The organism is Ktedonobacter sp. SOSP1-85, from assembly GCF_016587415.1.
Lineage (GTDB): Bacteria > Chloroflexota > Ktedonobacteria > Ktedonobacterales > Ktedonobacteraceae > Ktedonobacter.
This window is the reverse complement of record NZ_BNJI01000003.1, coordinates 933,938-958,744: the sequence shown is the minus strand read 5'-3', so window position 1 is coordinate 958,744 and position 24,807 is coordinate 933,938. Positions and strand designations below refer to the sequence as shown.

General features: G+C 54.9%; 22 protein-coding genes and 2 pseudogenes. 8 read left to right on the top strand and 16 right to left on the bottom strand.

Features of this window, described 5'->3' with window-relative positions:
* Positions 1 to 85: 85 nt before the first annotated feature.
* From KTE_RS42355 to KTE_RS48515, 6 genes and pseudogenes are all read right to left on the bottom strand, one after another.
* Positions 86 to 1,481, bottom strand: a pseudogene (locus KTE_RS42355) (mercuric reductase).
* 411 nt (positions 1,482 to 1,892) lie between these two features.
* Positions 1,893 to 2,285 (bottom strand): response regulator, encoded by a 393-nt coding sequence (locus tag KTE_RS42350; protein ID WP_201392819.1) that lies wholly within the window; start codon positions 2,283 to 2,285, stop codon positions 1,893 to 1,895.
* A 13-nt stretch (positions 2,286 to 2,298) separates the two neighbouring features.
* The gene (locus KTE_RS49350; RefSeq protein WP_307812075.1) at positions 2,299 to 2,865 is read right to left on the bottom strand and encodes a HAMP domain-containing sensor histidine kinase; all 567 of its coding nucleotides are present in this window, start codon (positions 2,863 to 2,865) and stop codon (positions 2,299 to 2,301) included.
* Positions 2,866 to 2,914: 49 nt separating this feature from the next.
* Positions 2,915 to 3,868, bottom strand: coding sequence for a PAS domain-containing protein (locus tag KTE_RS49345; RefSeq protein WP_307812074.1), 954 nt, complete (start codon positions 3,866 to 3,868; stop codon positions 2,915 to 2,917).
* A 293-nt stretch (positions 3,869 to 4,161) separates the two neighbouring features.
* Positions 4,162 to 5,496, bottom strand: a complete 1,335-nt coding sequence (locus KTE_RS48520; protein WP_236600981.1) for a LuxR C-terminal-related transcriptional regulator — start codon at positions 5,494 to 5,496, stop codon at positions 4,162 to 4,164.
* Positions 5,424 to 6,980 (bottom strand): NACHT domain-containing protein, encoded by a 1,557-nt coding sequence (locus tag KTE_RS48515; protein WP_236600980.1) that lies wholly within the window; start codon positions 6,978 to 6,980, stop codon positions 5,424 to 5,426. Before KTE_RS48515 ends, KTE_RS48520 begins: the two co-directional genes overlap by 73 nt.
* Before the next feature lie 542 nt (positions 6,981 to 7,522).
* Between KTE_RS48515 and KTE_RS42335 the strand changes: the two genes are divergently transcribed.
* The 3 genes from KTE_RS42335 to KTE_RS42325 all read left to right on the top strand — a co-directional run bounded on the left by KTE_RS42335 (position 7,523) and on the right by KTE_RS42325 (position 9,842).
* Positions 7,523 to 8,368 (top strand): MIP/aquaporin family protein, encoded by an 846-nt coding sequence (locus tag KTE_RS42335; protein ID WP_201392817.1) that lies wholly within the window; start codon positions 7,523 to 7,525, stop codon positions 8,366 to 8,368.
* Positions 8,369 to 8,484: 116 nt separating this feature from the next.
* Positions 8,485 to 9,390 carry a 2-deoxy-5-keto-D-gluconate 6-phosphate aldolase domain-containing protein gene (locus KTE_RS42330; protein ID WP_236600979.1) on the top strand — a complete coding sequence of 302 codons (906 nt, stop codon included), beginning with the start codon at positions 8,485 to 8,487 and terminating at the stop codon, positions 9,388 to 9,390.
* 101 nt (positions 9,391 to 9,491) lie between these two features.
* Positions 9,492 to 9,842, top strand: coding sequence for a hypothetical protein (locus tag KTE_RS42325; protein WP_201392814.1), 351 nt, complete (start codon positions 9,492 to 9,494; stop codon positions 9,840 to 9,842).
* A 60-nt stretch (positions 9,843 to 9,902) separates the two neighbouring features.
* Here KTE_RS42325 and KTE_RS42320 read toward each other — a convergent pair whose 3' ends face one another.
* Positions 9,903 to 10,973, bottom strand: coding sequence for a glycosyl hydrolase (locus tag KTE_RS42320; RefSeq protein WP_201392813.1), 1,071 nt, complete (start codon positions 10,971 to 10,973; stop codon positions 9,903 to 9,905).
* Between the two features lie 227 nt (positions 10,974 to 11,200).
* Between KTE_RS42320 and KTE_RS42315 the strand changes: the two genes are divergently transcribed.
* Together KTE_RS42315 and KTE_RS42310 are read left to right on the top strand one after the other, a co-directional pair.
* Positions 11,201 to 11,965 (top strand): Type 1 glutamine amidotransferase-like domain-containing protein, encoded by a 765-nt coding sequence (locus tag KTE_RS42315; RefSeq protein ID WP_201392811.1) that lies wholly within the window; start codon positions 11,201 to 11,203, stop codon positions 11,963 to 11,965.
* Positions 11,966 to 12,157: 192 nt separating this feature from the next.
* The gene (locus KTE_RS42310; RefSeq protein WP_201392809.1) at positions 12,158 to 13,111 is read left to right on the top strand and encodes an aldo/keto reductase; all 954 of its coding nucleotides are present in this window, start codon (positions 12,158 to 12,160) and stop codon (positions 13,109 to 13,111) included.
* Between the two features lie 110 nt (positions 13,112 to 13,221).
* Here KTE_RS42310 and KTE_RS42305 read toward each other — a convergent pair whose 3' ends face one another.
* Positions 13,222 to 13,656 carry a hypothetical protein gene (locus KTE_RS42305; RefSeq protein WP_201392652.1) on the bottom strand — a complete coding sequence of 145 codons (435 nt, stop codon included), beginning with the start codon at positions 13,654 to 13,656 and terminating at the stop codon, positions 13,222 to 13,224.
* Positions 13,657 to 13,799: 143 nt separating this feature from the next.
* On the bottom strand, positions 13,800 to 14,108 hold the full coding sequence (locus KTE_RS42300) for a hypothetical protein (RefSeq protein ID WP_201392806.1): 309 nt from the start codon (positions 14,106 to 14,108) through the stop codon (positions 13,800 to 13,802).
* 272 nt (positions 14,109 to 14,380) lie between these two features.
* Between KTE_RS42300 and tnpA the strand changes: the two genes are divergently transcribed.
* The 3 genes and pseudogenes from tnpA (at position 14,381) to KTE_RS42285 (ending at position 17,160) form a co-directional block, all read left to right on the top strand.
* A complete protein-coding gene (gene tnpA, locus KTE_RS42295) occupies positions 14,381 to 14,779 on the top strand; it encodes an IS200/IS605 family transposase (protein ID WP_201379051.1) in 399 nt (132 codons plus the stop codon).
* The gene (locus KTE_RS42290; RefSeq protein WP_236600480.1) at positions 14,776 to 15,996 is read left to right on the top strand and encodes a transposase; all 1,221 of its coding nucleotides are present in this window, start codon (positions 14,776 to 14,778) and stop codon (positions 15,994 to 15,996) included. Before tnpA ends, KTE_RS42290 begins: the two co-directional genes overlap by 4 nt.
* Before the next feature lie 92 nt (positions 15,997 to 16,088).
* Positions 16,089 to 17,160, top strand: a pseudogene (locus KTE_RS42285) (glycosyltransferase family 9 protein).
* 86 nt (positions 17,161 to 17,246) lie between these two features.
* Here KTE_RS42285 and KTE_RS42275 read toward each other — a convergent pair.
* From KTE_RS42275 to KTE_RS42245, 7 genes are all read right to left on the bottom strand, one after another.
* Positions 17,247 to 20,426: a LuxR C-terminal-related transcriptional regulator gene (locus tag KTE_RS42275; protein WP_201392800.1), complete on the bottom strand. Its 3,180-nt coding sequence runs from the start codon at positions 20,424 to 20,426 to the stop codon at positions 17,247 to 17,249.
* A gap of 216 nt (positions 20,427 to 20,642) precedes the next feature.
* Positions 20,643 to 20,918 (bottom strand): YkgJ family cysteine cluster protein, encoded by a 276-nt coding sequence (locus KTE_RS42270; protein WP_201392798.1) that lies wholly within the window; start codon positions 20,916 to 20,918, stop codon positions 20,643 to 20,645.
* Positions 20,919 to 21,143: 225 nt separating this feature from the next.
* On the bottom strand, positions 21,144 to 21,509 hold the full coding sequence (locus tag KTE_RS42265; RefSeq protein WP_201392797.1) for an alpha/beta hydrolase: 366 nt from the start codon (positions 21,507 to 21,509) through the stop codon (positions 21,144 to 21,146).
* Positions 21,510 to 21,589: 80 nt separating this feature from the next.
* Positions 21,590 to 22,180, bottom strand: a complete 591-nt coding sequence (locus KTE_RS42260; RefSeq protein ID WP_201392795.1) for a zinc-binding dehydrogenase — start codon at positions 22,178 to 22,180, stop codon at positions 21,590 to 21,592.
* Positions 22,177 to 22,542, bottom strand: a complete 366-nt coding sequence (locus tag KTE_RS42255) for an alcohol dehydrogenase catalytic domain-containing protein (protein ID WP_201392793.1) — start codon at positions 22,540 to 22,542, stop codon at positions 22,177 to 22,179. Before KTE_RS42255 ends, KTE_RS42260 begins: the two co-directional genes overlap by 4 nt.
* Positions 22,543 to 22,563: 21 nt before the next feature.
* Positions 22,564 to 23,439, bottom strand: coding sequence for a haloalkane dehalogenase (locus tag KTE_RS42250; RefSeq protein WP_201392791.1), 876 nt, complete (start codon positions 23,437 to 23,439; stop codon positions 22,564 to 22,566).
* 167 nt (positions 23,440 to 23,606) lie between these two features.
* Positions 23,607 to 24,197, bottom strand: a complete 591-nt coding sequence (locus tag KTE_RS42245; protein ID WP_201392789.1) for a TetR/AcrR family transcriptional regulator — start codon at positions 24,195 to 24,197, stop codon at positions 23,607 to 23,609.
* Between the last annotated feature and the right edge of the window lie 610 nt (positions 24,198 to 24,807).

Genomic DNA, 24,807 nt, shown 5'->3' with positions numbered 1-24,807 from the left:
TGTTGCAAAGATTCATGAAGGGAGACGATGAACGTGGAGCCTCCAGCAGCCAGTCCAAACAAATTGGCGATGAATGAGAGCTATCCTAAGAATCAAGCGTCATAAACAGCGCATTGAGCCCTTCAGCCAGGAGTGGATGGGTGAATGTGCCTTCTTTTAAGGCTGTGTAGGGCAACTTCCCCATCATTGCCACCTGGATGATCGTCATTATCTCGCCCCCTTCTATGCTCAGGATGGCGCAGCCCAGAATTTGCTGGGTCTCGGCATCGACGATAGCCTTCATAAAACCGCTTGTCTCGCCTGTTTCCAGGGCACGGGGTACAGCATTCATGGGCAATTTCGCCACACGGATGTTACGCCCCTGTTTCCTGGCCTCGTTTTCACTCAAGCCAACGCGTCCAAGCTGGGGGTCGATGAATATGGTATAGGGAACAAGGCGATCCCGAGTGCTGGCGTTGCCATGCTCCAATAGATTGGTGCGCAAAATGCGGAAGTCATCGTAAGAGATGTGAGTAAAAGCTGGCCCACCTTTCACATCGCCCATCGCGTAAATGCCAGGAACGCTCGTCTCCAATTGCTCATTGACCTGGATATACCCCTCCTTGTTTAGTTGGATGCCAGCAGCTTCGGGGGTGAGATCTTCAGTGTTAGGGACGCGGCCAGCTGCTGCCAGTAGATGTGAGCCGATGAGCTGCTGTTCTCCCTGAGGCGTGCGCACGGTCAATTGAATACGTCCTCCGCTGAGTGGCTCCGCCTGTTGGGGCGTGGTTCCGGTCAGGACCGTGATCCCTTCCTCGCGCAAAATCTTTGTTATTTCGTCACTCACGTCTTCATCCTCGCTCCTAAAGTAAGCGTGGACCGCGCTGAATGATCGTGACCTGGCTGCCAAAGCGACGAAACATCTGTCCGAACTCCAGCCCAATGTAGCCGCCACCGATGATGAGCAGGTGTTCGGGGAGCGTGTCTAGCTCCATGAGCGTGGTTGAATTGAGCACGGGTACGCTCTCGATGCCTTTGATTTCTAGTTGTTCAGGCCGGTCGCCGGTATCGATAACAATCAGTGGCGCGGTGATCTCCCGCGTCTCGCCACCCTTGAGAGAGACCTCAAGCGTTTTTGGGTCGAGAAAATGAGCTTCGCCCCTGAGCAGATCCAGCTCTTGCGCTGCAGTAAGACGGCTTTTGTAGCCGAGGCGTGCGCCTTCGACGATCCCTTGTTTGCGTGTGCGTACGGCCTGCAGATCGACCGAAATGGGGCCAATGTGTATGCCGTAGTCAGCGCCACGCCTCGCCAGGTAGGCGAGGCGTGCGCTGGCGACCATCGTTTTGGTGGGGGTACAGCCCATATTGACACAGACACCGCCAATGTGGTCACGCTCGATTAGCGCCACTTTTCGGCCTGCCTTCGCCAAAGCGATAGGTAGGAATCTGCCGCCCTGGCTGGTCCCGATCACAATCGCATCATAGTTGGTGGCTTGCGGCATCTCACTGTTCTCCTTCTGCTTCTCCGTAAACGTAACAGGTGCTTCCCACGAGCGAAATACATACCTCAATAGTGGTGTTCCATCTTCAAGATATACGTTGGTACAATAGAAGGACAAATATATCTCTCCGCCTATTTATGCAAAAGATTACAGGGATGCCATTTACTGCTATCTGCATGTTTTTTAACTAAGTTCCCAAATTGAGAATGGCCCTGTCATGTTTCGTCAATCGATATTTGCAACAGAAGGGTTTCCCTTGCTCTCCTGGATGCTTCTCGAAATCGCTATGGGGCAGCCAGGCATCTATGCTAGTCTACCCCTCTTTTGTAATCTTCCCGATCATGGGAGTATGGCTTGAGCACCATGGTTGTTGGAGAACGCTTTTTCCACGCCAGGGACATCCTTTGCTTCTCAGGCCAGCAGTTCCGCGACCAGGTGCAGCAGGGTTTCCAGTTCAAAGGGTTTCTGCAACGTTCTGAGGTGTTTGTGGCTACTGACTTCCTGCGGCACATCCGCGCTCATCAGCAGGATGGGGATATGATCATATTCCTCTCGGCTCCCCAGCCAATCTGCGAGCTCCAGGCCGTTCATCCCAGGGAGATGATAATCCAGCGGCAGTAACGCAGGAACATCTGTTTGCAGGCTGTTCAGTGCGATCTCCCCACTGAGGACATGGCATGCCTGATAGGCTTTCTCCTCCTGGAGGGCTTCCAGAAGGAGATCGCCCAGGAGAGGATCATCGTCGACGATGAGAATATGTTTGCTGTGAGCAGCTTCACGATCTACATATTGGTCCTTGCGCATCGCTGTTCCTCTTCTATCCTTCTGGTAACCTCTTTCCGCGAGGTGGCAAGGGGAACGTGACGTGAAAGGTTGTGCCTTTTTTCTTCTCGCTTTCGACCCGAATTGTTCCCCCATGATGCTTGACAATCTCCGCGACAATATACAAACCCATCCCCAGTCCCGGAAAGGCACGCTGTTGGGGGGTGACCGCCCGGTAGAAGCGTTCAAAGATTCTTCCTTGCAGTTCTCGTGGAAGCCCAATCCCCTGATCGCGCACGCTGATCGTGACCGCTTCAAGCGAGGTGGTAAGCGCCACGTCGATCAAAGGAGCATCTGGAGCATATTTGATGGCATTGCTGAGCACATTCAGGAAGACTCGTGCGAGTCGATCTCGATCTCCGACAATGACAGCGGGAGATGAGGCATGATGAACCGCAATGGTATGGTTTGCGTGCATATCCTGAATCATGTCAACCACTTCCTCAAGCATCTCGCTCAGATCGACCGTGTCTTGCGCATATTCCAGCTTCCCAGCCTGGATGCGCGAAAGGTCGAGTAACTCGTCGACCAGGCGAGTAAGAGCATTCAGCTGTGTTTCCATACGAGCACACACCACCCCCATATTGGGAAGGTCTCGTTTCTCAAGTTTCTTACACAAAAGCTGTGTTTGCAGCTTCAAGGAGGCGAGGGGGAGTCTTCAGTTCATGGCTGACCATGCCCAAAAAGGCATCTTTTCGCTGTTCCAGTTCTTTGCGCGCCGAATTATCTAGCACAAAGGCAATCCCCTGGAACGGGTGATGTTGTAAGACGACCCCGCACACGAGCACTGGAAGGCGACTACCATCTTTACACACGTACTCTTTCTCATATGTCATCGCCTGCCGGGCGGAAAGCTCCTGATGAGCCTGCTGGGCCTGAGCTAGATATTCTGGAGGCGTCATGTACAACCAGTTCATGCGACCTTCACAGAGGTCTTCACGGGTATAGCCGGTCATGCGCAGAAAGGTGTCATTCGCGTCCACAATCTGCTCTCCCTCGATGATATTGATCCCGATTATGCTGGAATTCATCAGGGCGCTCACGCGCTCCTGGCTCTGGCGTAAGGCTTCCTCCGTCTGTTTCTGTTCATCAATATCCGTGCAGGTATCCAACCACTGGACAATCTGCCCTGCGTCATTGCGGAGCGGCACACGCCGTGATAAGAACCAGCGATACGCGCCCATGCGTCCATCCCTGAGGCGATACTCAAATGTGTAGGGGGCACCCGCTGCAAATGCCTGGCGCTCAAACGCCAGGACACGTTCTTTATCCTCAGGGTGGAGGTTTTGAAGCCAGACCTCTTTCTCAGGGCAGGATTCAGTGTGAGGCAGCATGGGCTGCCTGTCCTGAATGGGTAGGCAGCCATCGAAACACAGATGCTGGACCCCCGCCTGCCCTTCAGCGTGTTGAGGCAGCAGACGGCGATAGTCGCGCCAACGTTGATTCGTGTATGCGATAGAGCCATCAGGTTGGATGACCCAAACAAATTGGGGAAGGGCATCAATCAGCGCGTACTGCTCTTCTTTCTTCTCTTTCCGCATTCTTTTTTCGATTCGTAATGACATACTCTATGTTCCCCTTTCACATACCACATCCATTATCAAGAACGCTCCTGCTTTATCTAGAAAAAGGAACATCCCTCGCGTTTCACCAGTGTTTCTTTTGGTGGACGACCTCTGACTCTCGAAGTATATTGGAAGAACAGAGAGGAAGTTATGGGACGAAAGAGCTATTGGAAGGAGAGAAGTGACAAATGTAACCCGGCACCAAAGTTCTAGTACTCAGCTCGACCTCTCTGGTCAGCCTAACATATTCGGATTTGATCTGTCTGATATACCTGACTCTGATGAGCATACTCTCAGTCAAGGGTGTCTGATGAAAGGAGGCCAAGGGTCCGCGCACGGGCTACTGCCTGGGTGCGATTGGTAGCTTCAAGTTTGCTGAGGATATTACTAATATGATGCTTCACGGTGCTGATTGCGACCACCAATGCTTCCGCGATGTCCTGGTTCGAGGCACCACTTGCGAGCAAGCGAAGCACTTCCTGTTCACGCGTGCTTAACGGGTCCAGCAACGGTTGGGGTGGTCTTGAGGATGGCTCGCTTTCCAGATGGGTTGGCTGGGCCACTGGCTGCTGTTTGAACGCACGCAAAAGGGTCTCCAGATACGGGAGATCTTCCTTCTGGTGCTCCTGTTCTCTGAGTTGGGAGAGCAATCCAGCTATGGCGGCCCCCCCATCCACAAAGTGATGGATGTACCCTTCTGACGCACCCAGATGCACCGCCTGCGCCAGGAGAGATAGGGCTTCTCGCTGCCGCTGAAGCATGAGATACGCCTGTATCTGCAAGAGCCACATTTCCAGCACATGGTTCCACCGCTGCGTGACCGTTGCCCGTTCTACCAGGGGGATGAGCAGGTTCAACGCCTGGTCCGCTTGGGATTCGGCAAGCAGCAAGCGAGCAAAGGCAACATTCTGTCGTTCCCGTGCCAGCGGAGAGTCCAGCGGATCTCCCAGTTTCACCTCTCGCGCCCAGCGTCGTGCCTGCTCCAGATCGCCACCTGCCAGCCAGAAACGCATCTGATCGACGCTGCTCCAGATCGCTGCACGATAGGGGGACGGTGAGTTTCGCCAGGCATATTCCAGCTGCCGAGAGGCTTTTCTGGCCTCCTCCAATCGCCCTTGCGAGAGGGTAATCCGCAACAACAGGGTATAGGCGAGGGGTAAAAATGCCAGAAGTTCGGTCTGTTCACCGAGCTCGATTGCCTGTTCCGCGAGATGTTGGGCTTCCTCTAATCGGTTCCACTCGTGCAAGATCCTGGCTTGATAGGTATAGGGCCAGCATATCTGCGTTGGCTGAGGTCCCTCAAGAGTTTGGAGCGCGTGAATCGCTTGCTGGCTCAATTGCCATGCCTGGTGGAGTTTCCCCGCCATCGTGCTTTCCCAGACGGCCTCGCGCCAGTAGATACTCTCGAGTGTTTGATCGCCCTTCGCTTTGATCCGGCTCCATTCAGCCTGCAGTTGCAGGACACCGCGCTCGACATACCCCTGAGAAACGTTCGCCCGCGCCTGGGCAAACGCCATCTGGACTCGTGCGGCCCATTGCTGTTCCTCAAGATGGGTCAGTGCCTCCTGACAAAAAGCTCGCGTTGCTCCCGCATCCCCATGATAGAAACCCGCAATCGTGGCCTGCAAGGCGGCGATTTCCCCAGAAGATGGAGTGGAGCCTCCGGTCCGTGTGCATCTCGCGCCATGGGTGTCTGTTCTTCCCGGAGATGAGCTCGTGCCCAGGCGCGTCTGGCATCGCGCACCCAGCTTTCGGTGACGTCTGGCGGAGCGATCCAGAACAAGCTCTGGGCAGAGGCCAGGCATAAACGAGGCCGCTCACGCAGGACCTCGCGGGGAAGTTGCTCCATCCAGGAAGGGAGCAACGCGTACTCGAGCTGACTCCAGAGGTCCTGACGGGGAATCTGCTCCATCAGCCACGCGGCCCAGGACCACTCGTGCGCCTGCAGCGCGTGCTGGATCGCTTCGCCGCGCATCTGTTGGGCCGCATACCACTGACTAGCCCGCAGATGCAGGCCAGGCACCTCCGTGGGAGAGGTCCGCTCCAACTGAGTACGCAGGACCGAGGACCAGAGAGGATGGTAGGCATACCACTGGCGCTGCTCATCAATGGGACTGAGAAAGAGATTGGCCCGTTCTATTTCCTCCAGGAAAGGATGGCTGTCCTGCTGCTCAAGGACTGCATTGCACAGGGAGTTGTGCAGGCGGGATAAGATGGATGTTCGCAGGAGGAAGGTCTGTACCTGCTCTGGTTGTCGTTTCAGCACCTCTTGCACTAGATACTCGAAAAGCGCACGCTGGTTTCCCTGGAGTGCTCGAAGCAGATCGTTGGGGTGCGCCTTTTCCTTCAAGGTAAGCGCTGCCAGTTGCATGCCCGCCCACCAGCCTTGCAGGCGTGCGTCTACTGCCTGGATGTCTTGCCCGGCAAGCCGAAGATCCATCACGCTCCAGAAAAAGGCAATCATCTCCTCGCTCGTTGCCCGTAATTGCTCGGTGCGCACTTCCAGAACCTGGGCCTGCGCGCGCAGCCGGGCAAGGGAAAAGGGAGGGTCAGTCCGTGTCGCCAAGACCACACACAGAGTGGGCGGCAGGCGCTCAAGCAGTGAGGAAAGCAGGGCATGGATCGCGGGCTCTGTAATCTCCTCGTAATTGTCCAGCACCAGTACCAGGGGTTCGCTTTGTCGGGTCAGGTTATTGATCAGAGTTGCGAGCACTGCTTGCCAGGATGGTTGTGGTATCTCGGACAAGGAGGCAACGGGGAGAGGAGAAAGTCCGGGCCGGCACTGTTCCAATGCGGTCAGAACGTACGCCCAAAACTGCAGGGGAGCGTTATCGCCTGCGTTAAGCGACACCCAGGCCACTGGCGGGTGGTCTGGAGGAAACGTACGAACCCAGCTTGCCAGCAGCGTGGTTTTCCCAAAGCCTGCGGCGGCGGAGATGAGCATGAGGCGTCGGTGGAGGCCGGCATTGAGCAAGGCCAGGAGACGTGGGCGAGCAATGATCTCATGGGTAGATACGGGAGGAAGAAACTTGGTCGCAAGCAGAGAATGAGGGGATGAGCGTAGGTCTGGCGCTGATGTGGTGTTGTGGGGGGTATGGTTCTCGTGGCCCATACACGTTCTTCCTTTCTGCTCCCTGTTGTTTGCCTTTTTGGCGATGAGCAGATCAACTCCTTGGAACATACATGCTGTGCCACCGTCCATGAAAGAGCTCTCTGTCCCTCTCACTGTGCATGGCTCTCCTGTTTGATTGTATTCCTGCGCATTCGCTTTAATTGACCAGGAAAGTCGAGCTGCACGCTAGAACTTTCGTGCCAGATCCCGGCGGCCACTTCTCGCCTTCCAATAGCTCTTTCGACCCATGACTTCCTCTCCGCGCTTTCAGTATACTCCGGGAGTCAGAGGTCATCCGCCAGCAAGGAACACTGCTCAGATGCGAGGGATGGAACCATTAGCAAAATCAAAAGACGTGTTTATGGCCAAGCGCCTGAAAAAATGTTGTGTACATTCCTGTATACTGCCCTGTGTGATAGCGTCTTTGCTCATCCAACATTGGCAGAATTGCACAATAACCTGTTCTCGAAGCTCGACCAGGAAAGATCGTGCACCGCGTCTGCTCGTGCATAAGCGAGGCGGACGAAATAAGGGAGATATGCATGCAGAAGCATTCCTGGTGGCAACGGCTCCACTGGCCCGAATACGGCTCAGAATTGCTGGGAACCGCGTTTCTCGTCTTCATCGCGTTAAGCGCGGTCGCCTTCAATTTGGGGACAGATTCACCGCTGGCAGTCGTGCTTCCCAATAGCGGCGTGCGTCGGCTGATTACGGGAATGCTGCTCGCGGGAAGCGGACCGCTTGTGGCAATCTCACCTCTTGGCAAGCTGAGTGGTGCCCATCTCAACCCCGCTGTCTCGCTGGCATTCTGGCTGCAGGGCAAGATGCACCAGCACGATCTTGTCAGCTATCTGGCGAGCCAATTTCTCGGTGCGGTGCTCGGCGCGGGATTGGCCGTGCTGGCCTGGAGAGAGCGGGCGGCAAGTGTCCACAATGGCGTCACCGCTCCAGGGGCGGGGTATCCTATCTGGAGCGTTTTTCTGATCGAGATGGGACTCACTTGCCTGCTGGTTCTGGCGATTTTTCTCTTCGTCAGTAGCCATCGCCTGATGCATTGGACCCCTTTGATGACCTGGCTTCTGATGGCGTTCATCTACTGGCAGGTTGCGCCCATCTCTGGCTCCAGCCTGAATCCCGCTCGCAGCTTTGGCCCAGCGCTGGTCTCCTGGTTCTGGCGCGACCAGTGGGTGTATATCCTTGCTTCTCCCATTGGGGCACTGCTGGCCGTCGGACTCTTTCGATCGCTGAGCCTGGTGGGCATACACGATGTGTTGACGGCCAAGCTGTTCCACGCCCCGCGCTATCGGTGTATCTTTAAAAATGTCAAAGCGCCGCAATTGAATACCGATCAGGATGGAAAATTGATTGCGCCGAGAGAGAGGAATTGAACACCAGGCAAGAGAAACTTTTTCATCACAGGAAACGTTTCGGCACTCAGAGAGCTATCAACCGAACACATCTTTACCTTTATCTCTAGAAGACACAGGTGAGAAGAAGGGAGCACATGATGAGGGTGACAGGATATACCAAAAAGCTCGCCATTTTACCATTTGATCATCGCGCTTCTTATATCAGTGGTTTGTTTGGCTGGAAGGAACCGCTCAATGTCGAGCAAGCGTTGAGGGTAGCTGAGAGTAAGCGAGTCATCTACGAGGGGTTTAAAAAAGCCCGTATCCCCAAAGAGGAGGCGGGTATCCTCGTTGATGAACAATATGGCGTTGGCATTCTCCGCGAGGCGGTACAACAGGGTACCATCACGGCAGTCCCCGTGGAAAAAAGTGGGCAAGACGAGTTTGATTTTGTTTATGGCGACGACTTCGCGCACCATATTGAGACCATGCAGCCGACATTCGCCAAGGCGTTGGTTCGCTATAATCCCGAGGGAGACTGTATGCTGAATCAGCGTCAAACCCAACGTCTGAAACGTCTCTCCGACTACCTGCACCAATCACAACATCTGTTCCTGTTTGAACTCCTTGTCCCAGCTGAGTTCCACCAACTTGAACTCGTCGATCAGAATAAAGATGCCTATGACAGCCAGCTTCGGCCTCGCTTAATGGTACGGGCCATCGAAGAATTGCGGCAGGCTGGGGTGGAACCAGATGTCTGGAAAATTGAAGGGTTGGATCAACGCGCTGATTGTGAAAACATCGTTGAAGTCGCACACCGCAATGGTGGCCAGAATGTTGGTCTCATTGTGCTGGGGCGTGGAGCAAGCCAGGAGCGCGTTATTCACTGGCTCCAGACGGCTGCAAGCGTGCCAGGTTTTATTGGTTTTGCCGTTGGTCGTACCAGCTTCTGGAACGCCGTTGCTGACTTTGAGGCAAAACGCCTCTCTCTGGACGCCGCCGCGACGCAGATCGCGCAGCATTTTGAGGAGTGGAACCAGTGCTTTGAGGCGGGACGCTAGGCAGGTATGGCGGTCCACGGCGGTCTGAATCGCTCACCGAATGTGAGCTAGCGGTTGGTTGAGCGCAATCTTCATCAACTGTTCACTAAGCAAAAATGCTCATGCTTGGCTGTTTTCTGACCGTCCTGCTGTGCTACTGTGTTGTTGAGCCATCCTTACCGATTTTGCCTTTTTTGACAACCACCTGTTTTATCAACTACAAGGGAGAGGTTGGCGCAGCCATTCTCGGACCTCGCGCGGACTTTATCCTGGCTCCGTATGTCTTAAATGCTGGCCTCAAGCCCGCCGACCTTTCAACTATCATCTATGACATTCTGCAAGCGGCGGTAACCGTTATCTGGTGTGTCTCGATGGTCATTCTGTTTGTGGATGTGATTGTGATTCGCTACAAAAAACTGATGACCAGGAGATCATCGCCGAAGTCACCGGTTCAGCAGAGTAGCCGCATCTAGTAGCCGCGTACGCCAGTAGCGGGTCTGCTACTGGCGTACGCGGCTACTGCTGGGTGTTGTTTAGATTGGGCTGAGGGCGAGGGCCTGGTGGTGTTGGGTGAGGTACTCCTCTTTCCAGGGAATGGGAAGTGCCTTCCAGTGTTGGCCTGCGTCGACTGAATGGTAGAGGCCACGGTTGCAGAGCGCGTAAAAGACGCCGGGTTCGGCCTCGTAACTTGCCAGGACGGGTACGACCGTTCCTTCTATATCGGGGAGTCCATCCGAGATGCGTCGCCAGGGCTGGCCAGCTTGTTTCAGGTAGATGGCGGACTGGGCCTCTTCGCGCTGGTGATGGGCGGCATAGGGACCCGGCGAGGCGGAGACCACAATGGTATCTGGATTGGCGGGATCGACCGCCAGGCCCCAGAGGTAGTGCTGTTCCAAGCCCTCGTCGGGTCGCTGCCAGCTTTGTCCGCCATCATAGCTCTCGCTGTAGCCTCGTCCTGGTGAGGAGAAACCATCACCCGCCGCCGAGTACAGGCGGTCGGGTGCCTGGGGATGCATCACCAGGGTATGGGTATCGATAGGGGCATCGGGGACGCGATCCTCCCAGGTCTCGCCACCATCCAGGCTGCGCACAAGCGCGCCGGCCTCGATGGCCGCGAAGAGGCGTCCCGGCACCCTGGGATCGGGCGTAATCCAGCGCACATGGCTGGTGTAGGGGCGAGGCGGAAAGCGCCAGGAGGGCGCGGAAGGTAGCTCGCGCAAGGCTTTCAGTTCACGCCAACTCAGCCCACCATCATCAGAGCGATAGATAGTGCTTGGTTCAGTGCCAGCGTACACCACACCATAGCCCTGGTTCTGCTCGGTCGAGCTGACCGCGAGCGAAGTGATATGGGACTGGGTGATGCCATCGTTATTGTATGGTTCCATAGCAGCTCCGGCATCACCAACGGGTTGCCAGGAATTGCCCGCATCTGCGCTCCGCCAGAGTCCTCGCCCAAAGGTGCCACAATACACGATCTCCGGCCTAAAAGGATCGACCGCCAGGCAGGTTGGCTGCAAGCCCTCAAGAAATGAGTGGGTCTGCCAGCCTTCACCAGCCTGCTCAACGACGACCAGCTCTCTCTGCATAGCGAGATACATCTTCATAGCGCGTCCCCTTTCTGTGGAAATTAGACCGACGCTGCTCAAGCACGCGTCTACATATCATGGTACCATTATGCGTAGACATGTGCTTGCATGATTACATGGCAATTTCGGGATGCATTAACCATTATGGAGAACCATATCCAGAAAATGTGGTATTGATTTATTTCAATGTATGATAGAGACTATGCTTGAGACAATAGCAATTTATGTTTCCTGGGGAGATATATATGGAGCAGTATACAGATGCAGGGATGCTGGCCCTGCTGGGATCGGGCGAGTACCTGGATGTGATGAATGAGGTGGATACCTACTTATTAGAGGCGCGGGGCGGAGCTGTGAAAGAGAGCCGGGTTGCGCTCTTGCCTACGGCCAGCGGTCTGGAGGCCAATGGCCCTAATTATTGGAATGGCCTGGGAAGTTCGCATTTCCGGCGCCTGGGCGTCAAAGAGGTGCGGGCAACACGGATTATTGATCATCAGAGCGCGAATGATCCCGAGCAGGTCGCGCTGCTTGAGGAGAGCAATTTAACCTATTTCTCGGGTGGTGATCCCCAGCATGTAATTGAGTCGATGCGTGAGTCAGAAGCCTGGAGGCGCATCGAGGCCGCGTATCGAGGGGGCATGTCACTGGCGGGCTGTAGCGCGGGCGCTATGGCCATGGGTGGCTTTACCCTGGCGATTCGCGATATTCGCGCTGGCCAGGAGCCGCGCTGGACCAAGGCTCTTGGGCTTGTGCCGCATATTGTGGTCTTCCCACATTTTGATCGCATGCGCCACTGGATGGGCGAAGAGTTGCAGAAGAGGATTATCGCGAGCGCGCCCGAAGGGTGTGTACTTGTAGGTATCGATGAGAATACTGCCCTGGTGCGCACCTATGAGCCACGAGATGGTCGCAATGCGACCTGGCGCGTTATGGGCCAGCAGAGCGTGACGCTTTTCGCAGTTAATGTGGAACCACGCGTCTTCCAGGCGGGCGCGAAACTTGAATTGTAGGGTCCAAGCTTGCATGGACTCTCTCTCCCCTATGTATCCGTTGTGCGGATACGCTACGTATAATGTCTGTAAACTGGTCGTGTGCTTACCTGTTGTTTATGTAGTAGTGTCCTTCTTATGCGAAAACCAACGTCACTACCGTGACTAGCGCTCCGCGCTCAGGTTTTCGAAAGGTAGTAAGGGGAAAACGATATGCAAACTCGCCGCTTTGGCAAAACCGATATGCAGATCACTCCGCTTGGTATTGGAGCGTGGGCCATGGGTGGAGGCGGTTGGGACGCCGGCTGGGGTTCTCAGGATGACCAGGAGTCTATCGCCACCATTAAGCGCGGCCTGGACCTGGGCATTAACTGGATCGATACCGCTGCCGTGTATGGTCTGGGCCATTCGGAAGAGGTCGTTGGGAAGGCCATCAAAGGTCGTGAGAGGCCCCTTATCTTCACCAAGTGTTCCCTGGTCTGGGATGAGAAGCGCCAGATAAGCAATAGCCTGAAGGCGGACTCCATCAAGCGCGAGGCCGAGGCCAGCCTCAAACGCCTGGGCGTTGATTATATTGACCTCTACCAGATTCACTGGCCAAATCCCGACCCCGATATCGAGGAGGGATGGAGTGCGCTGGCCGAGCTGAAACGCGAGGGCAAGGTACGCCATATCGGCGTCTCAAACTTCAATGTTGAGCAGATGCAGCGTGCCGAGCGCATCGCCCCTGTGGAGACGTTGCAGCCGCCTTATTCATTGCTTAGTCCCGACGTAGAGAGGAAAATTCTCCCCTATTGTGAGAAGAACGATATCGGCGTGATTGTCTACTCGCCCATGGCTTCGGGCCTCCTAACTGGCCGCATGACGAAGGAGCGCATCGAGCAGATGCCTGAGGATGACTGGCGCAAGAATGCCGACAACTTTAAGGAGCCTGCTCTCTCGCGCAACCTGGAACTGGCGCATATGTTGCAGGAGATTGGCCAGGCGCATAACGTCACCGCAGGCGTGGTCGCTGTGGCCTGGACGCTGCGCAATCCAGCAGTTACCGCCGCCATCGTCGGCTCGCGCCGCCCTGCCCAGATCGAGGACATGGTCGCCGCGGCAGAGTATCGCCTGAGCGATAGCGAACTGCACGATCTCGAAAAATTCATGCTAGCCCACCGCTAGCCAAAGCTAATAAGGCACGACGCTACTAAAGTACGCGTCTACATATGTGAGTAATATGTAGACGCGTACTTTAGTAGCGTCGTGCCTTACAAACATTGCTGAAGTAGACGCTACATTGTTGGCTGGTTGAGATAGAGTGTCTTGTTGTGCTTGAAATTATAGAGCGCCAGGACGGGTCGCTTCCCTGTCTGGCTGCGCTGGATGGCCTCGCGCCGCGCTTCCTCCAGGCGAGGACAGATCAGGGTCACATCCAGATAGCAGCAGAGTGTATCTGGATTGATCCAGGTCCCCAACCAGGTGTCAGGCTCGCGCAGGTAACTCTCATTCGTTTGGATAAAGTTATGTAAACCCTCAGCGATATTGGCCTCGGGATTGAGAATGAGTGTCTTATCCGGATATTTTGGCAGACCCCAGGCATCGATAGGATCTAAGAACTGGTAGCTGGAGAGTTGAGAGGTCACTCCCCCATATTTAAGCGTAGCAATCGCGACATCAAGAACGAACTTCTCGAATTGATACTGTTCCAACCAGGTAGCAAAGTACATAGCTATTTGTCCTCGCACGCAAAGTTTCAGTCTCTATCACGTTTGAGGACGGCACTTTTTACCAGGCAAGTGGTATTCTCTGGTAAAAAAGGCGTAGAGAAGCGGGGGAGCGCTATTCATCTCCCCCGTCAGGCGAGAGGAAGCTACCTATCAGTCAAAGAACGATCGATAGGGGGTGATTGGTAGGGCGAAAGTTCAGATGTCGCGCGGCGCTCATAGAACCTCTGCTTCTCATAGTTGAGTTCATTGTAAAGCTGGTTCTCCTCACGGGTCAGTCCATCAATGCGATGCAGGACGCGAAAGAACTCATTAGTATTCTGGAAGGCCGTCATGCGATCCTGGTAGAAGAGAATCTCGTCATCAATCGCGTCGATACGTTCTGTCAGGTCCTCAATTTTCTGCTGAATGTGTGCGCTCTCAACATCGCGTGGATGAAGATCAAAGTATTCCATAGGTCAGCTCCGTCTGCTAAGCAGGACACGTTTAGGTCAAATTAGTATACCTAAGGGGGTGAGGTTATACATCCATCGAAGTAGGGAAATGTATCTCCTCCTTTAGAGTGAGTATGTGTGTACACCTGCGGCCCAGCTTGGGCGTGAAAGAAGCAGTATGGACTTCGATTGAAGGCCGGGCCGCCGCATTCCCCTCGCCTTCAGGCAGGGGTTAGGCGGCCCCTCTCGCTCTATTCTAGCATGGTATGGCATACCATGCTAGAATAGAGCGTATGAGAGAACAACATACGAAGCATGCCATATATAAAATAGCATACCATTTTGTATGGTGTCCCAAGTATCGCAAGACTATTCTGGTGGGGAATATCGCCACGTTTATTGAGGAAGAAATCAGGCGATTATGTGAGGCGAATACTTGGGAGATCGGCGCACTCAATGTACAGGAAGACCACGTTCACCTCTTTTTGAGTGCGCCACCCGCTATTGCGCCCTCTCTCATTGTTAATACCCTCAAAGGGATTACTGCGAGACAAGTCTTTAAGCAGCATCCCGAAGTCAAAAAACAACTGTGGGGTGGGAATTTCTGGTCTCGCAGTTACTACGTTGGCACCGTCGGAGACATGACCGAGGAAACCGTCAAAAAATATATCGAGTTGGGACAAGGGACATGAGAAAAACGTACAAGTACCGTTTAGCTCCCAATAAGACGGTGGAGAACAAACTCCATTGGGTTCTGGCACGTTGTCGAGAACTCTACAATGCGGGTCTTTCCGAGAGGAAGGATGCTTACCGTATGGCGGGCAAATCGATCACCTACTATGATCAACAAAATGTCCTTCCAGAGATCAAGGCAAAGATCAGAGAAGAGTATCAGGATATCGCTGCTCATGTCCTGCAAGATGTGTTAAAACGACTGGACAAGGCATTTCAACGGTTTTTTGATCGCTGTGCCAAAGGCCAGAAACCAGGATACCCGCGTTTTCAGGGTCGTAACCGCTATAACTCGTTTACCTACCCGGACGGCGCTGGCTGGAAATTGGATCAACAAACACGCCCGCCTGATAAGAAGGGCATGGTCAGAGTCAATCTGAAATTGACGAAGATTGGAACAGTGAAACTGCACCTGCATCGAGACATGATAGGCAAAGTCAAAACCTTGACCATCAAGCGCGAGGGAGAGCATTGGTATGCCTGTTTTAGCTGCGAAGTGGACAAGCCGGAAGCCTTGCCTAGCAGCTATGAGGATGTAGGGATAGACCTGGGTGTGACTCACTTTGCCGCCTTGTCCAATGGTGAATTCCTTGAGAACCCGCGCCATTATCGGAGAGCAGAGAACAAGCTCAAGAAGCTACAAGAGTCCTTGTCTCGCAAGAAGCGCGGCAGTCATCGCAGAGCGAAGGCAGTGAAGCGCGTGGCAAAGGCCCATCGTAAGGTCCGCAATCAGCGTGCCGACTTCGCTCACAAAGCCTCAAGAAAGCTCGTCAATCGCTATCAAGTGATCGTGCTTGAGGATCTCACCATGGCCAATCTGGTGAAACAGCCCAAGCCGAAGCAGGACGAAGAGACAGGACAGTATTTGCCTAATGGGGCGGCGGCCAAAGCGGGATTAAACAAATCAATAGCCGACGCTGGTTGGAGTCAATTTGTGGGAATGTGTACGTACAAGGCAGCATGGGCCGGGCGTACTCTCGTACAAGTTGATCCTAAGTACACCAGCCAGATTTGCCCGAATTGCGGGAATGTACGCAAGAAGACGTTAGAAGAGCGGTGGCATTCTTGTACGTGTGGGTGTGAACTGGATCGGGATACGGCCTCAGCGAAGGTCATCCTCGGTATCGGACGAAAACAGCTTTCGGTCGGGACGCGGCCAACGCGGGCAACTGCGTAGAAGCCTCTCCATTCTATGGGGAGGTACGTTCACGTAATTTGGTTGAAGTAATTTGAAATAATGCCAGCCCTCGAATCAGGAGTGGAGAAGAAATGCACATGTACCAGCAGCAGAAGAGTAGGCTTACAGGGATACAGAAGATAGTGGTGCTCAGGGCCAACGCACTTGGCGATTTTATCTTTACCCTGCCTGCCCTGGAGGCTCTGCGCTCTAGTTATCCCAAGGCGGAGATTGTGCTCCTGGCAAAGAAATGGCACCAGGCGTCTGGCGCGATAGGCCGGGTCCTGTGGATCGCGTGGTTGTGGCGCCTCCCTGCGCGGGCGTCGGCGAGAAGGAGACGTTTCAGAATGATCAGGAGGAGTTGGAGCGTTTCTTCCAGGCCATGCGAGACGAGCACTTTGACCTGGCGATCCAGTTGCATGGTGGTGGGCGCTACTCAAATCCCTTTACGCATAGCCTGGGGGCGCGTACGACGCTGGGCTTGAAGACTCCTGATGCTGTGGCGCTGGATCGCTGGGTCCCCTATGTCTACTTCCAACATGAAATCCTGCGGTATCTAGAGGTGGTCTCACTGGTAGGGGCGACCACGACGCAGCTTGAGCCGCGTGTGTATGTGATGCCTGAAGATTTGCAAGAGGCCGAGCGTGTCGTACCAGAGCAGAAGAAGCCGCTGGTGATTCTCCATCCGGGGGCGGGCGACCCCCGTAGGCGCTGGGCGGCTGAGCGTTTCGCCCAGGTGGGCGATCACCTCGCCGCACTGGGAATGCAGGTCGCGGTCATTGGGACTGGCAGTGAGAAGGCGACTGTTGAGAGCGTACTGGCGTCTATGCATACAGAAGCGCTGAACCTGTACGAGCGGCTCTCCCTGGGAGGGCTGGCAGCTCTCTTCTCGCGCTGCCGCCTGGTGGTCTCCAACGACTCGGGTCCTGTGCACCTCGCCGGGCGGTCGGGGCCTCAACGGTGGGTATCTACTGGTGTATGAACCTGGTGACCTCCGGCCCCATCACCAGCACCGGGCATCGCACCTGTGCCTCATTCCAGATGCACTGCCCCGTCTGTGGCAAGGATTGCATGCTTGAGGAGTGTGAGCACCAGGAATCCTTCGTCGACACTGTCACTCCGGAGGAGGTCCTCTCCGCAATCCATGATCTCCTTGAACAGTAAATGATGTTGGTTAAGCTCTCTCCCAACACAGACGTAGACATCACCTGTTGTGATGGTTATGAGTGGATGAGGGAAAAGCGAGGAGCTCAGAGCAGAGACAGGTTTCGTGCTACCTCGCTGGCCTCAACACGATTGTGGACATTGAGTTTGCGATAGAGGCCCTGGACATGAGTTTTTACAGTATTCACCGAGATCACCAGTTCGCGAGCAATCTCGACATTGGATCTCCCGGCAACCAGCAAACGCAAGACTCGTTGCTCCTGTTCACTGAGCGGCTCCAGGAGTAATGGGTTCTGTCTGGGATGTAGTATCTCTTTTGCGAGCTGGGTACCAGGTTCTTGAGCAAATGCCTGGAGGAGGGTGCGCACATGGGAGATCAGGGAGGCCTCGCGGAGTTCTGGCAGCAGCGTTTTTAGCAGAGCTTCCATGGCAGGGCCTTCATCCAGAAAGACGCGCTGATAGTTCTCAGGGTGTGCCAGTCGTAATGCCTGGAGAAGAGATGACCTGGCCTGCATCTGTTCTTTACAGGCAACGTGAGCCAGAGCCTCCAGGATTTGGATGATCAAAACGCTCTGCTTGCGCCCCTGAGCCTGGGCCTTTTCTCTCCAGAAACCCAACACTTCTAATGCCGTCTCCCCCTTCTTTTGCGCAATGTGAAAACGCGCGAGGAGCAGGGCTTCTTCCTGCTGTTTCAAAAGCGGCAGGCCTTGCTCTTGTTTGGAAACTCGGGAACCGAAAGCGTATTCCTTTTCCTGGATCCATTGCTCTACTGCGGACAGATTTCCCTGTGCCAGTTGCAGCCGTGCCAGATAGACGCGTATCGTGCTCAAAGGCCAGGAAAAGCGAGCGTTTCTCTCCCACTTCAAGAGCAACTCCTGAGCCTGGGCGGTCTCTCCAGCATACTGCAGAAGGCGGGCTTGGATGAGCGCACCCGATGTAAAAACGTGGACCTCTTCCTCCGGCTTTTCTCTCAAAGCCAGTGCTTGCGAGAGATAGTGTTGCGCCCTGGCGATTTCATTTCGCTCATAGGAAATTTGAGCGAGGCTATGATATGCCCACGAGGTGAAGAAAGGATCCATGCCTCCGGTTGCCAGAAATTGCCGTCGGGATAGCTCCTGGTCTTTCTCAACGTAGGATAGGGCTTGATGGTAGTAGTGGGAGGCTTTCTGCAGCTCGCCTTTTTCCAGGCATACGCTTCCCAGGTAGAGGAACGTAGAAAACATATTCACAAGAGAATCGATGCGTTTCGATAGTTCGAGACTTTCTAGAATGTACGGCCTGGCCACATCCACCTCACCTGCAAAGAATGCTTCTAACGCGTTCGCCAACATATTGTCGGGATAGAGGAAGCTGTCCCTGGAAAGGAGCGGTTGTGCCTGGTAAGCTAACGCAAGCGCATGGGGGAAATCTTCTTGATAGAAGGCAAGCTCGGCGTGGAGTTCTAACGCGTCTCCCAGTTGTTCCCATTGCTCTTGTGCCTCAAAGCCCTGTTCAGCCCACTGGAGGAGCTGCTCAGAACGTGCCTGGATGGCAGGTGAACGCCGATCTGTTGTAAACATCATAGCGATAACAGAGAGGGAACAGAGTTCTGGTTGGATTCGCACCACTTCCTCTGGCAATTGCCCCAACCAGGAGCGCAGCAGATGGTACTCATTGTGAAAGCTGTTTGGAGCCACAAACCGCTCGATCAGCATCGCCGCCCGGGAAAACTCTTCGCATGTCAGGGCTGCCTCAATCGCTTCCGGAAGCATCTGCTGTTGTTCATACCACTGACTGGCTTTGTTGCTCAATGAACGTACGGTGGCCGCTCCCAGGCGACGTCGAGCTTCGTGTTGCATCGCCTGTGCCCACAGCATGTGATAGCGGTACCACTGCCGATTCTCATCCAGGGGTTGCAGGAAGAGGTTGGCCCGTTCCACCTGTTCAAGCAGGCGATCGCTATCCTCTCTGCCCGTGATGGCATCGCAAAGCGAGGCACTCAAGCGGTGGAGTCCGCTGGTCTGTAGCAAGAAGTCTTGCAGCTCTGATGGCAGACTCGCGAGAACTTCTTCGCGCAGGTAGTCGAGCAAAAAGCGCTGGCTGCCACTCAACGTTTGCACATAGGCAGAGGGATCAGTGTGTTTTTGCAGAACGAGGGCAGCCAGTTGCAGGCCTGCAATCCAGCCCTCAGTGCGGGTTTTCAGTAGCGTGGTATCGTCCTCCGAGATGATGAGTCCCATGCTCTGAGTGAGAAAGAGGTGCGTTTCTTCCTGCGTGAAGCGTAGATCAGTATCGCGTATCTCGCCCAAAAGCCCGCGCGCACGGAAGCGAGAGAGGGGAAGGTCGGGGTCTACCCGGCTAGCTAGCACCAGGTGCACATGAGATGGTAGATGCTCCAGCCAGAAGGTCAGAGACTGGTGAATGGTTGGCTCATCGATGACGTGATAGTCATCCAGGATCAGCAGGATGGGCGAGGTCTCTGCATGTATCTCAGCCAATTCATTGAGCAGGGCTGTCAGGCTGGTAGAAAGAGGCTCCAGTGTAGGCGTTTGTAGCAGGGTCAGTGCACGCGCCCCAATCTCTGGTCGACATCTGCGAAGTGCCATGATTATCGAGAGCCAGAAGCGCTTCAGGTCATTATCTAGCGCCTCCAGAGAGAGCCATGCAACCGATTGGGGATACCTACGCGCCCATGCTGAGAGCAGCGTCGTCTTGCCCCAGCCAGCGGAGGCGGAGAGCAAGGTCAGTGGGTGAGAGAGGGCTCCATCCAAAACCGAGAGCAACCGCTCCCGTACAACGAGCATGGTGGGCGGCCCTGGGGGAGAGAACCTGGTCACTACCATCGTAGCTCTGAGTTCACTGCCCGGCTGTAGAGTGCTGGAAGGGCTTGCTTTATTGGCGTGCGTTGTCGGCAAGGAGACAGGGGAGACAGACGCGTGCGAAGGTGCTAATGACAGATCCTGATCGAACCCATGAAGGGCCTGTGCCACCTCCTCTAAACGCGCAAATGTCACGGTCGCACTTTGTCCAAGGTAGCGTTTCCTGGTCTGTCCCGAGCTTGTGTGGTAGGCATACCAGTAGCTGGTCCCGCGTGGCCGAGCCTCTTTCAGCACGCTCAGATGAGCATGTTGCCCCTGGAAGGAGAAGGAGGAATGGGTCGTCAACCAGATGTGCCATGCTTCCTCATTCTCCGGCGTCCTCGGCTGTGGTGGATAGTCAGGGGTATGCAGAACATACAGGTGATGCTCGGCAGACCAGAGAAGTATATGCGCAGGTGGTTTTGGCATAGGCTCCTTGTACACAACAGGTTTCATCCCCAACGCCCCAACATGGGTGAGTATAGCAAAAACGTGACTGGCAAGCAAGCCTTCTCGCAGACTGTCAATCTGACCCCGTGGAGAGCGTTCTCTGACTTGTGGGACTGGTTTCTCCAAACAAGAGGCGTCGCCAATTGATGGATTCAAAAAGGTGGGCTGTGAGCGATGGTTTGCTGATTTGACATACTAAGGCGCCGTCGCGCGCTCAAGTTGAATGAGATAGGTCAACGCCTCCTCGCGTGAGTTACCGCACATCTCTTGGGAGGGGCGGAGCAGGCGGCAGACCTGGGGGCGCTCTGGTTTGCCAAAGATCTGGCAACGATTATCCTGGGTAAGCTGTACACAACGCACGCCCGCGGGTTTACCCTGTAGCATACCAGGGATTGGTGTGCTGATAGAGGGCGCGATACAGCAGGCCCCACATCCGGCGCGACATTCCAAATCGCTCACTCTTCCTTTCATGGTACAACAGATCCAGTAGTGCTTGTAAACCCTCATTCGAGGGCACGGCGACGCACCTACTCTCGCTGGGAAAGGAGGTAGCCTGTTTTTCCGTCTAGTATTTTTGCACTAGTATAGCACATGGTTCCTCTACATGAGAGGAATTAATCTGAGGCACTGCACCCGGCATGGCCTACCTGAATGTCTATTTCATGAGAAGGAAAATACCATGTATAAGCTCTATGCTTAAGGGTAGTCCACTGAGACGGCAGCACACCCGGAGGCTGACACCATGGTCTTGACCAGGAGATCTTCCTGCTCAGGCGCGCCCATGACGTACCCACCCCCGTGGGTCCAGAGCAACGCGGGCAGTGGCCCCTGCACAGTGGTCGGCAGGTACACCAGCACTCGTACCTCAGGTGCTCCTTCTGGACCGGGGACGAAGCGCTCGCTGACAGCAATGCTGGCGAACTCGGGGCTGTTCACAGGCTGCCGCCTACTCTGCTTCATCATGACTCGGATTTGCCCCAGGGATTCTGTGGTGAATTGTACATCAGGAAGATGATCAAGCATGGGCAAAAGTTCAGGGTCAACAAGGTGTCTGGTAGACATCGTACTTTCCTTTTCAATAGGCAAAAATGGAAAACAATAAAAGAAGAGAAACATACGCATACGTGTTACATGACAGTCAATCAAAACATCACGGAATCTTCTTCCACGACGCGTAGCGCGAAGCGCCCAAAGCCCTGACCGCTCTGCGCGTAGGCATGAGACTGGGCCGCCTCGCGCAGGGCAAACGCTTTGCCCACCGGTGCCCTGAGAAAGCCCTCCTCCGCCAGTTGGACGAGCTGATCCAGGGGGACTGCGGTCGTCCCACGACTGGTCACTGTCCGGATTCCGCGCGCCTGTGCCTGCGCACGCTCCTCGGGGCTCAACTGCGCATTCGACATCAGCGTTCCTCCGTCGTGCAGAGCTGCCAGCGCGCTGCTCACCGTTGCGCCAGGTCCAAGAATCACCAGGTCCATCCGCTCCGCAGGGATCGTCGTAGAATCCACCACCAGTTCTGCACCAAGAGAGCGCACAAACTCGTGATACCTCGCCGGAGCGGTGCCAATCACCCGGGCGCCCTTCCATTTCGCCAGTTGCACCGCGAACAAACCCATGCCGCTGGTGGCTCCCTGAATCAGCACCTGTTGTCCGGCGGTCACTCCTGCAATGTCGAAGAGCGCGCGCCAGGCAGTGACTGCGCCAAACGGAAAGGCGGCTGCCTCAAGAAAGCTCAAGGTCTTTGGCTTGCGTGCCAGGACGCTCGCGGGAACTGAGACATACTCGGCATAGCCCCATGAGCAACCTGCCCCAAAACCTCCTGTCCGAGCAGTTCGGGCGTCACTCCTGCTCCCACCTCTTCGACCACCCCTGCCACTTCGATGCCAGGAATAAACGGAAAGGTGACGGGCTGAGACTCTTTGAACATTCCCTGAGGGATTTGCCAATCAATGGGATGCACACCTGCGGCATAGACCCGCACCAGCGCTTCGCCATCCTCCGGGACCGGGCGAGGGGTCTCCCCCAACTGGAGCAATTCCGAGCTCCCATAACTATGCAGAAGCATTGCTTGCATCATTCGCGTCATATGAATTGACATGGTTGTTCTTATCCTTTTTTCTTACAGGGTTTGCATCCAATTCACTAGTGCCTGCCCCGTCTCCTTGGGAGAGTCCTCCTGGGGATAATGAAGCCCGCGCACGCTGACTTCGGTTTGCGCGGGCCAGGCCCGGCAAACCGCCAGAGAACTCGGGGTCAGGTTGCCTGGATCGGCGCGCAGAAACAATTTGGGAATGGGGTTATGGGAGAGCCATTCCCCAGAGGTTGCGACAATCTCAGCAACCTCGGCAGGCTCACCCTCAAAGGGGATCTGGCGCGGCCAGGAGAGAGTGGGACGCCGCCCTTCTCCCGGCTCGGCAAATGGGCGGCGATACGCGCTCATCTCTTCCTCGCTCAAGGTGCGCTGAATGGTCGCGGGCAGGTTGACCTCGATGAACGAGTTCTGTTCCAGGACCATCTGTTCCCCTGCCGGAGAGCGCAAGGCCTGGAAGATCTTGCGTCCGCGCTCAGGCATCTCGTTCCAGTTCATGGAAGCCACAACCCCTTCCATATAGGCGATCCCTTTCACAGCGTGCGGATGACGGCGGGTCCAGTCAAAGGCCTGGGCAACGCCCCAATCATGCGCGACAAAGGTGATGCGCTCCCGAACGTCGAGCTGCTCAAGAAGCGCATCCAGGTAGCGCCGATGCTCGAGGTAGGTGTAGGAGTCGGGACCGCTGTGGGGCAACTTCGCCGAATCACCCATGCCAATCAGGTCAGGAGCGATACAGCGTCCGAAACGCTCCAGGTAGGGGATGATGTTGCGCCAGAGGTAGGAAGAGGTTGGATTCCCATGCAGGAAGACAATCGGGTCGCCGCTCCCAACCTCTGCGTAGGCCATTTGTAGTCCAAGCACCTCTTGAAACTTTTTAGGATAAGGAAAGGTTGCGTTAATCATAAGAGTTCTCGTTCCTTTCTACGAACTACTCGTCTTCTGGATGACCGGTAGTGATGTCGACGGCCTGTGATCTCAAGCAAGAGACGTCGGAGAAAATGTCACATCCCCGGGAAAAGGCTTCCTCTTCAACAGTGGACTTCACCAAGAGAAAGCTTTCCCCGAACGATTTACTTCACAGGGATGCCTCCCTGCAAGAGCGTCTGCACCAGATCAGCGACAAACTGCTCTTCGGAGACAGGGAAAGGATTGAACCCCTGAAAGTAGTGGATAAAAGCATACTGATGGCAGGGACCTAGCAGCAGCGCCGCGAACGCAAACGGCTCGATCTCTGGCTTGAGACGACCCAGACGCTGCTCAGCGGCAACATAGCTGGCAACGATCTCGTAGAGTCCCAATGGTCCACGTTGGTGCTCCTGCAGCCAGAGGCGAAAGTGAGCCAGCAGGTCCATGTCGGCGAATAACGCTGTCGTCAATGGGAGGAGTTTTTGGTAATAACGAATGGCAGCCCGGGCGATTTCCTGGATATTTTCTTCAATGGAGCGTTCTCCAATGCGATCCCCCCCAACCACGGTGAAGAACTCCGGCTGGTTTTCTTCAATAGCCGCCAGAATTAATGCTTCCTTGGTCTCAAAGTGGTTATACAGGGTTCCTTCAGCACATCCAGCAGCCTCCGCAATTTCTTTACTGGTCAGGCGAGCCAGGCCCTTTGTTTGCAGCATGCGTTCTGCCGCCTCCAAAATGTATCGACGTGTTCTCATCAGAAAAAACGTTCCTCCTTCCAATGCCTTACGAACTAGGGTGATTGCTCACTACAAAAATATAGCAGACACTCATCTTTGTGACACTGGTCAAAAGAACAGGTTTCGCGACCAATCTGTTGCAAAGCTGGAAAGGGCAATGGCACCCCGCTTTTCTGAAGAAGCTGACGAGAGGCCAAAGCGCTTGTAAATTTCTCCGGCGGGCCTAATAGGCCTAAATGGACGTTTATGTCTCTCCAAGCCCTTCATGTGGTTTTTCATCTGATTCATACGCAACCCACATTTGAGAAAAAGTCGAGCTGAAACTCAGTTTGAACAGTTTCTTCCCCATTTCCCCTGGAACGAACAAACGCCATATGCTATCATGAATGACCTTACATCTTTCTCCTCATGGCCTCTTTTGACCAGGGAGATGCTTTGCCGCTGCCAGTTCAGCTCACAGCACGTTCGCGCGGAGAACCGACACGCGAGGCAGCGGAGCTTGGAAGATATGATGGATCACTCAAGGTCAGGACTCTGCGGAGTCGGCTGAGGCACAGGCTTTCTGCTTCTCAGACGACTCCACGGAGCCTTGTATGTTGAGGCATCCGGTCCCGGAGGGGGTACAAGG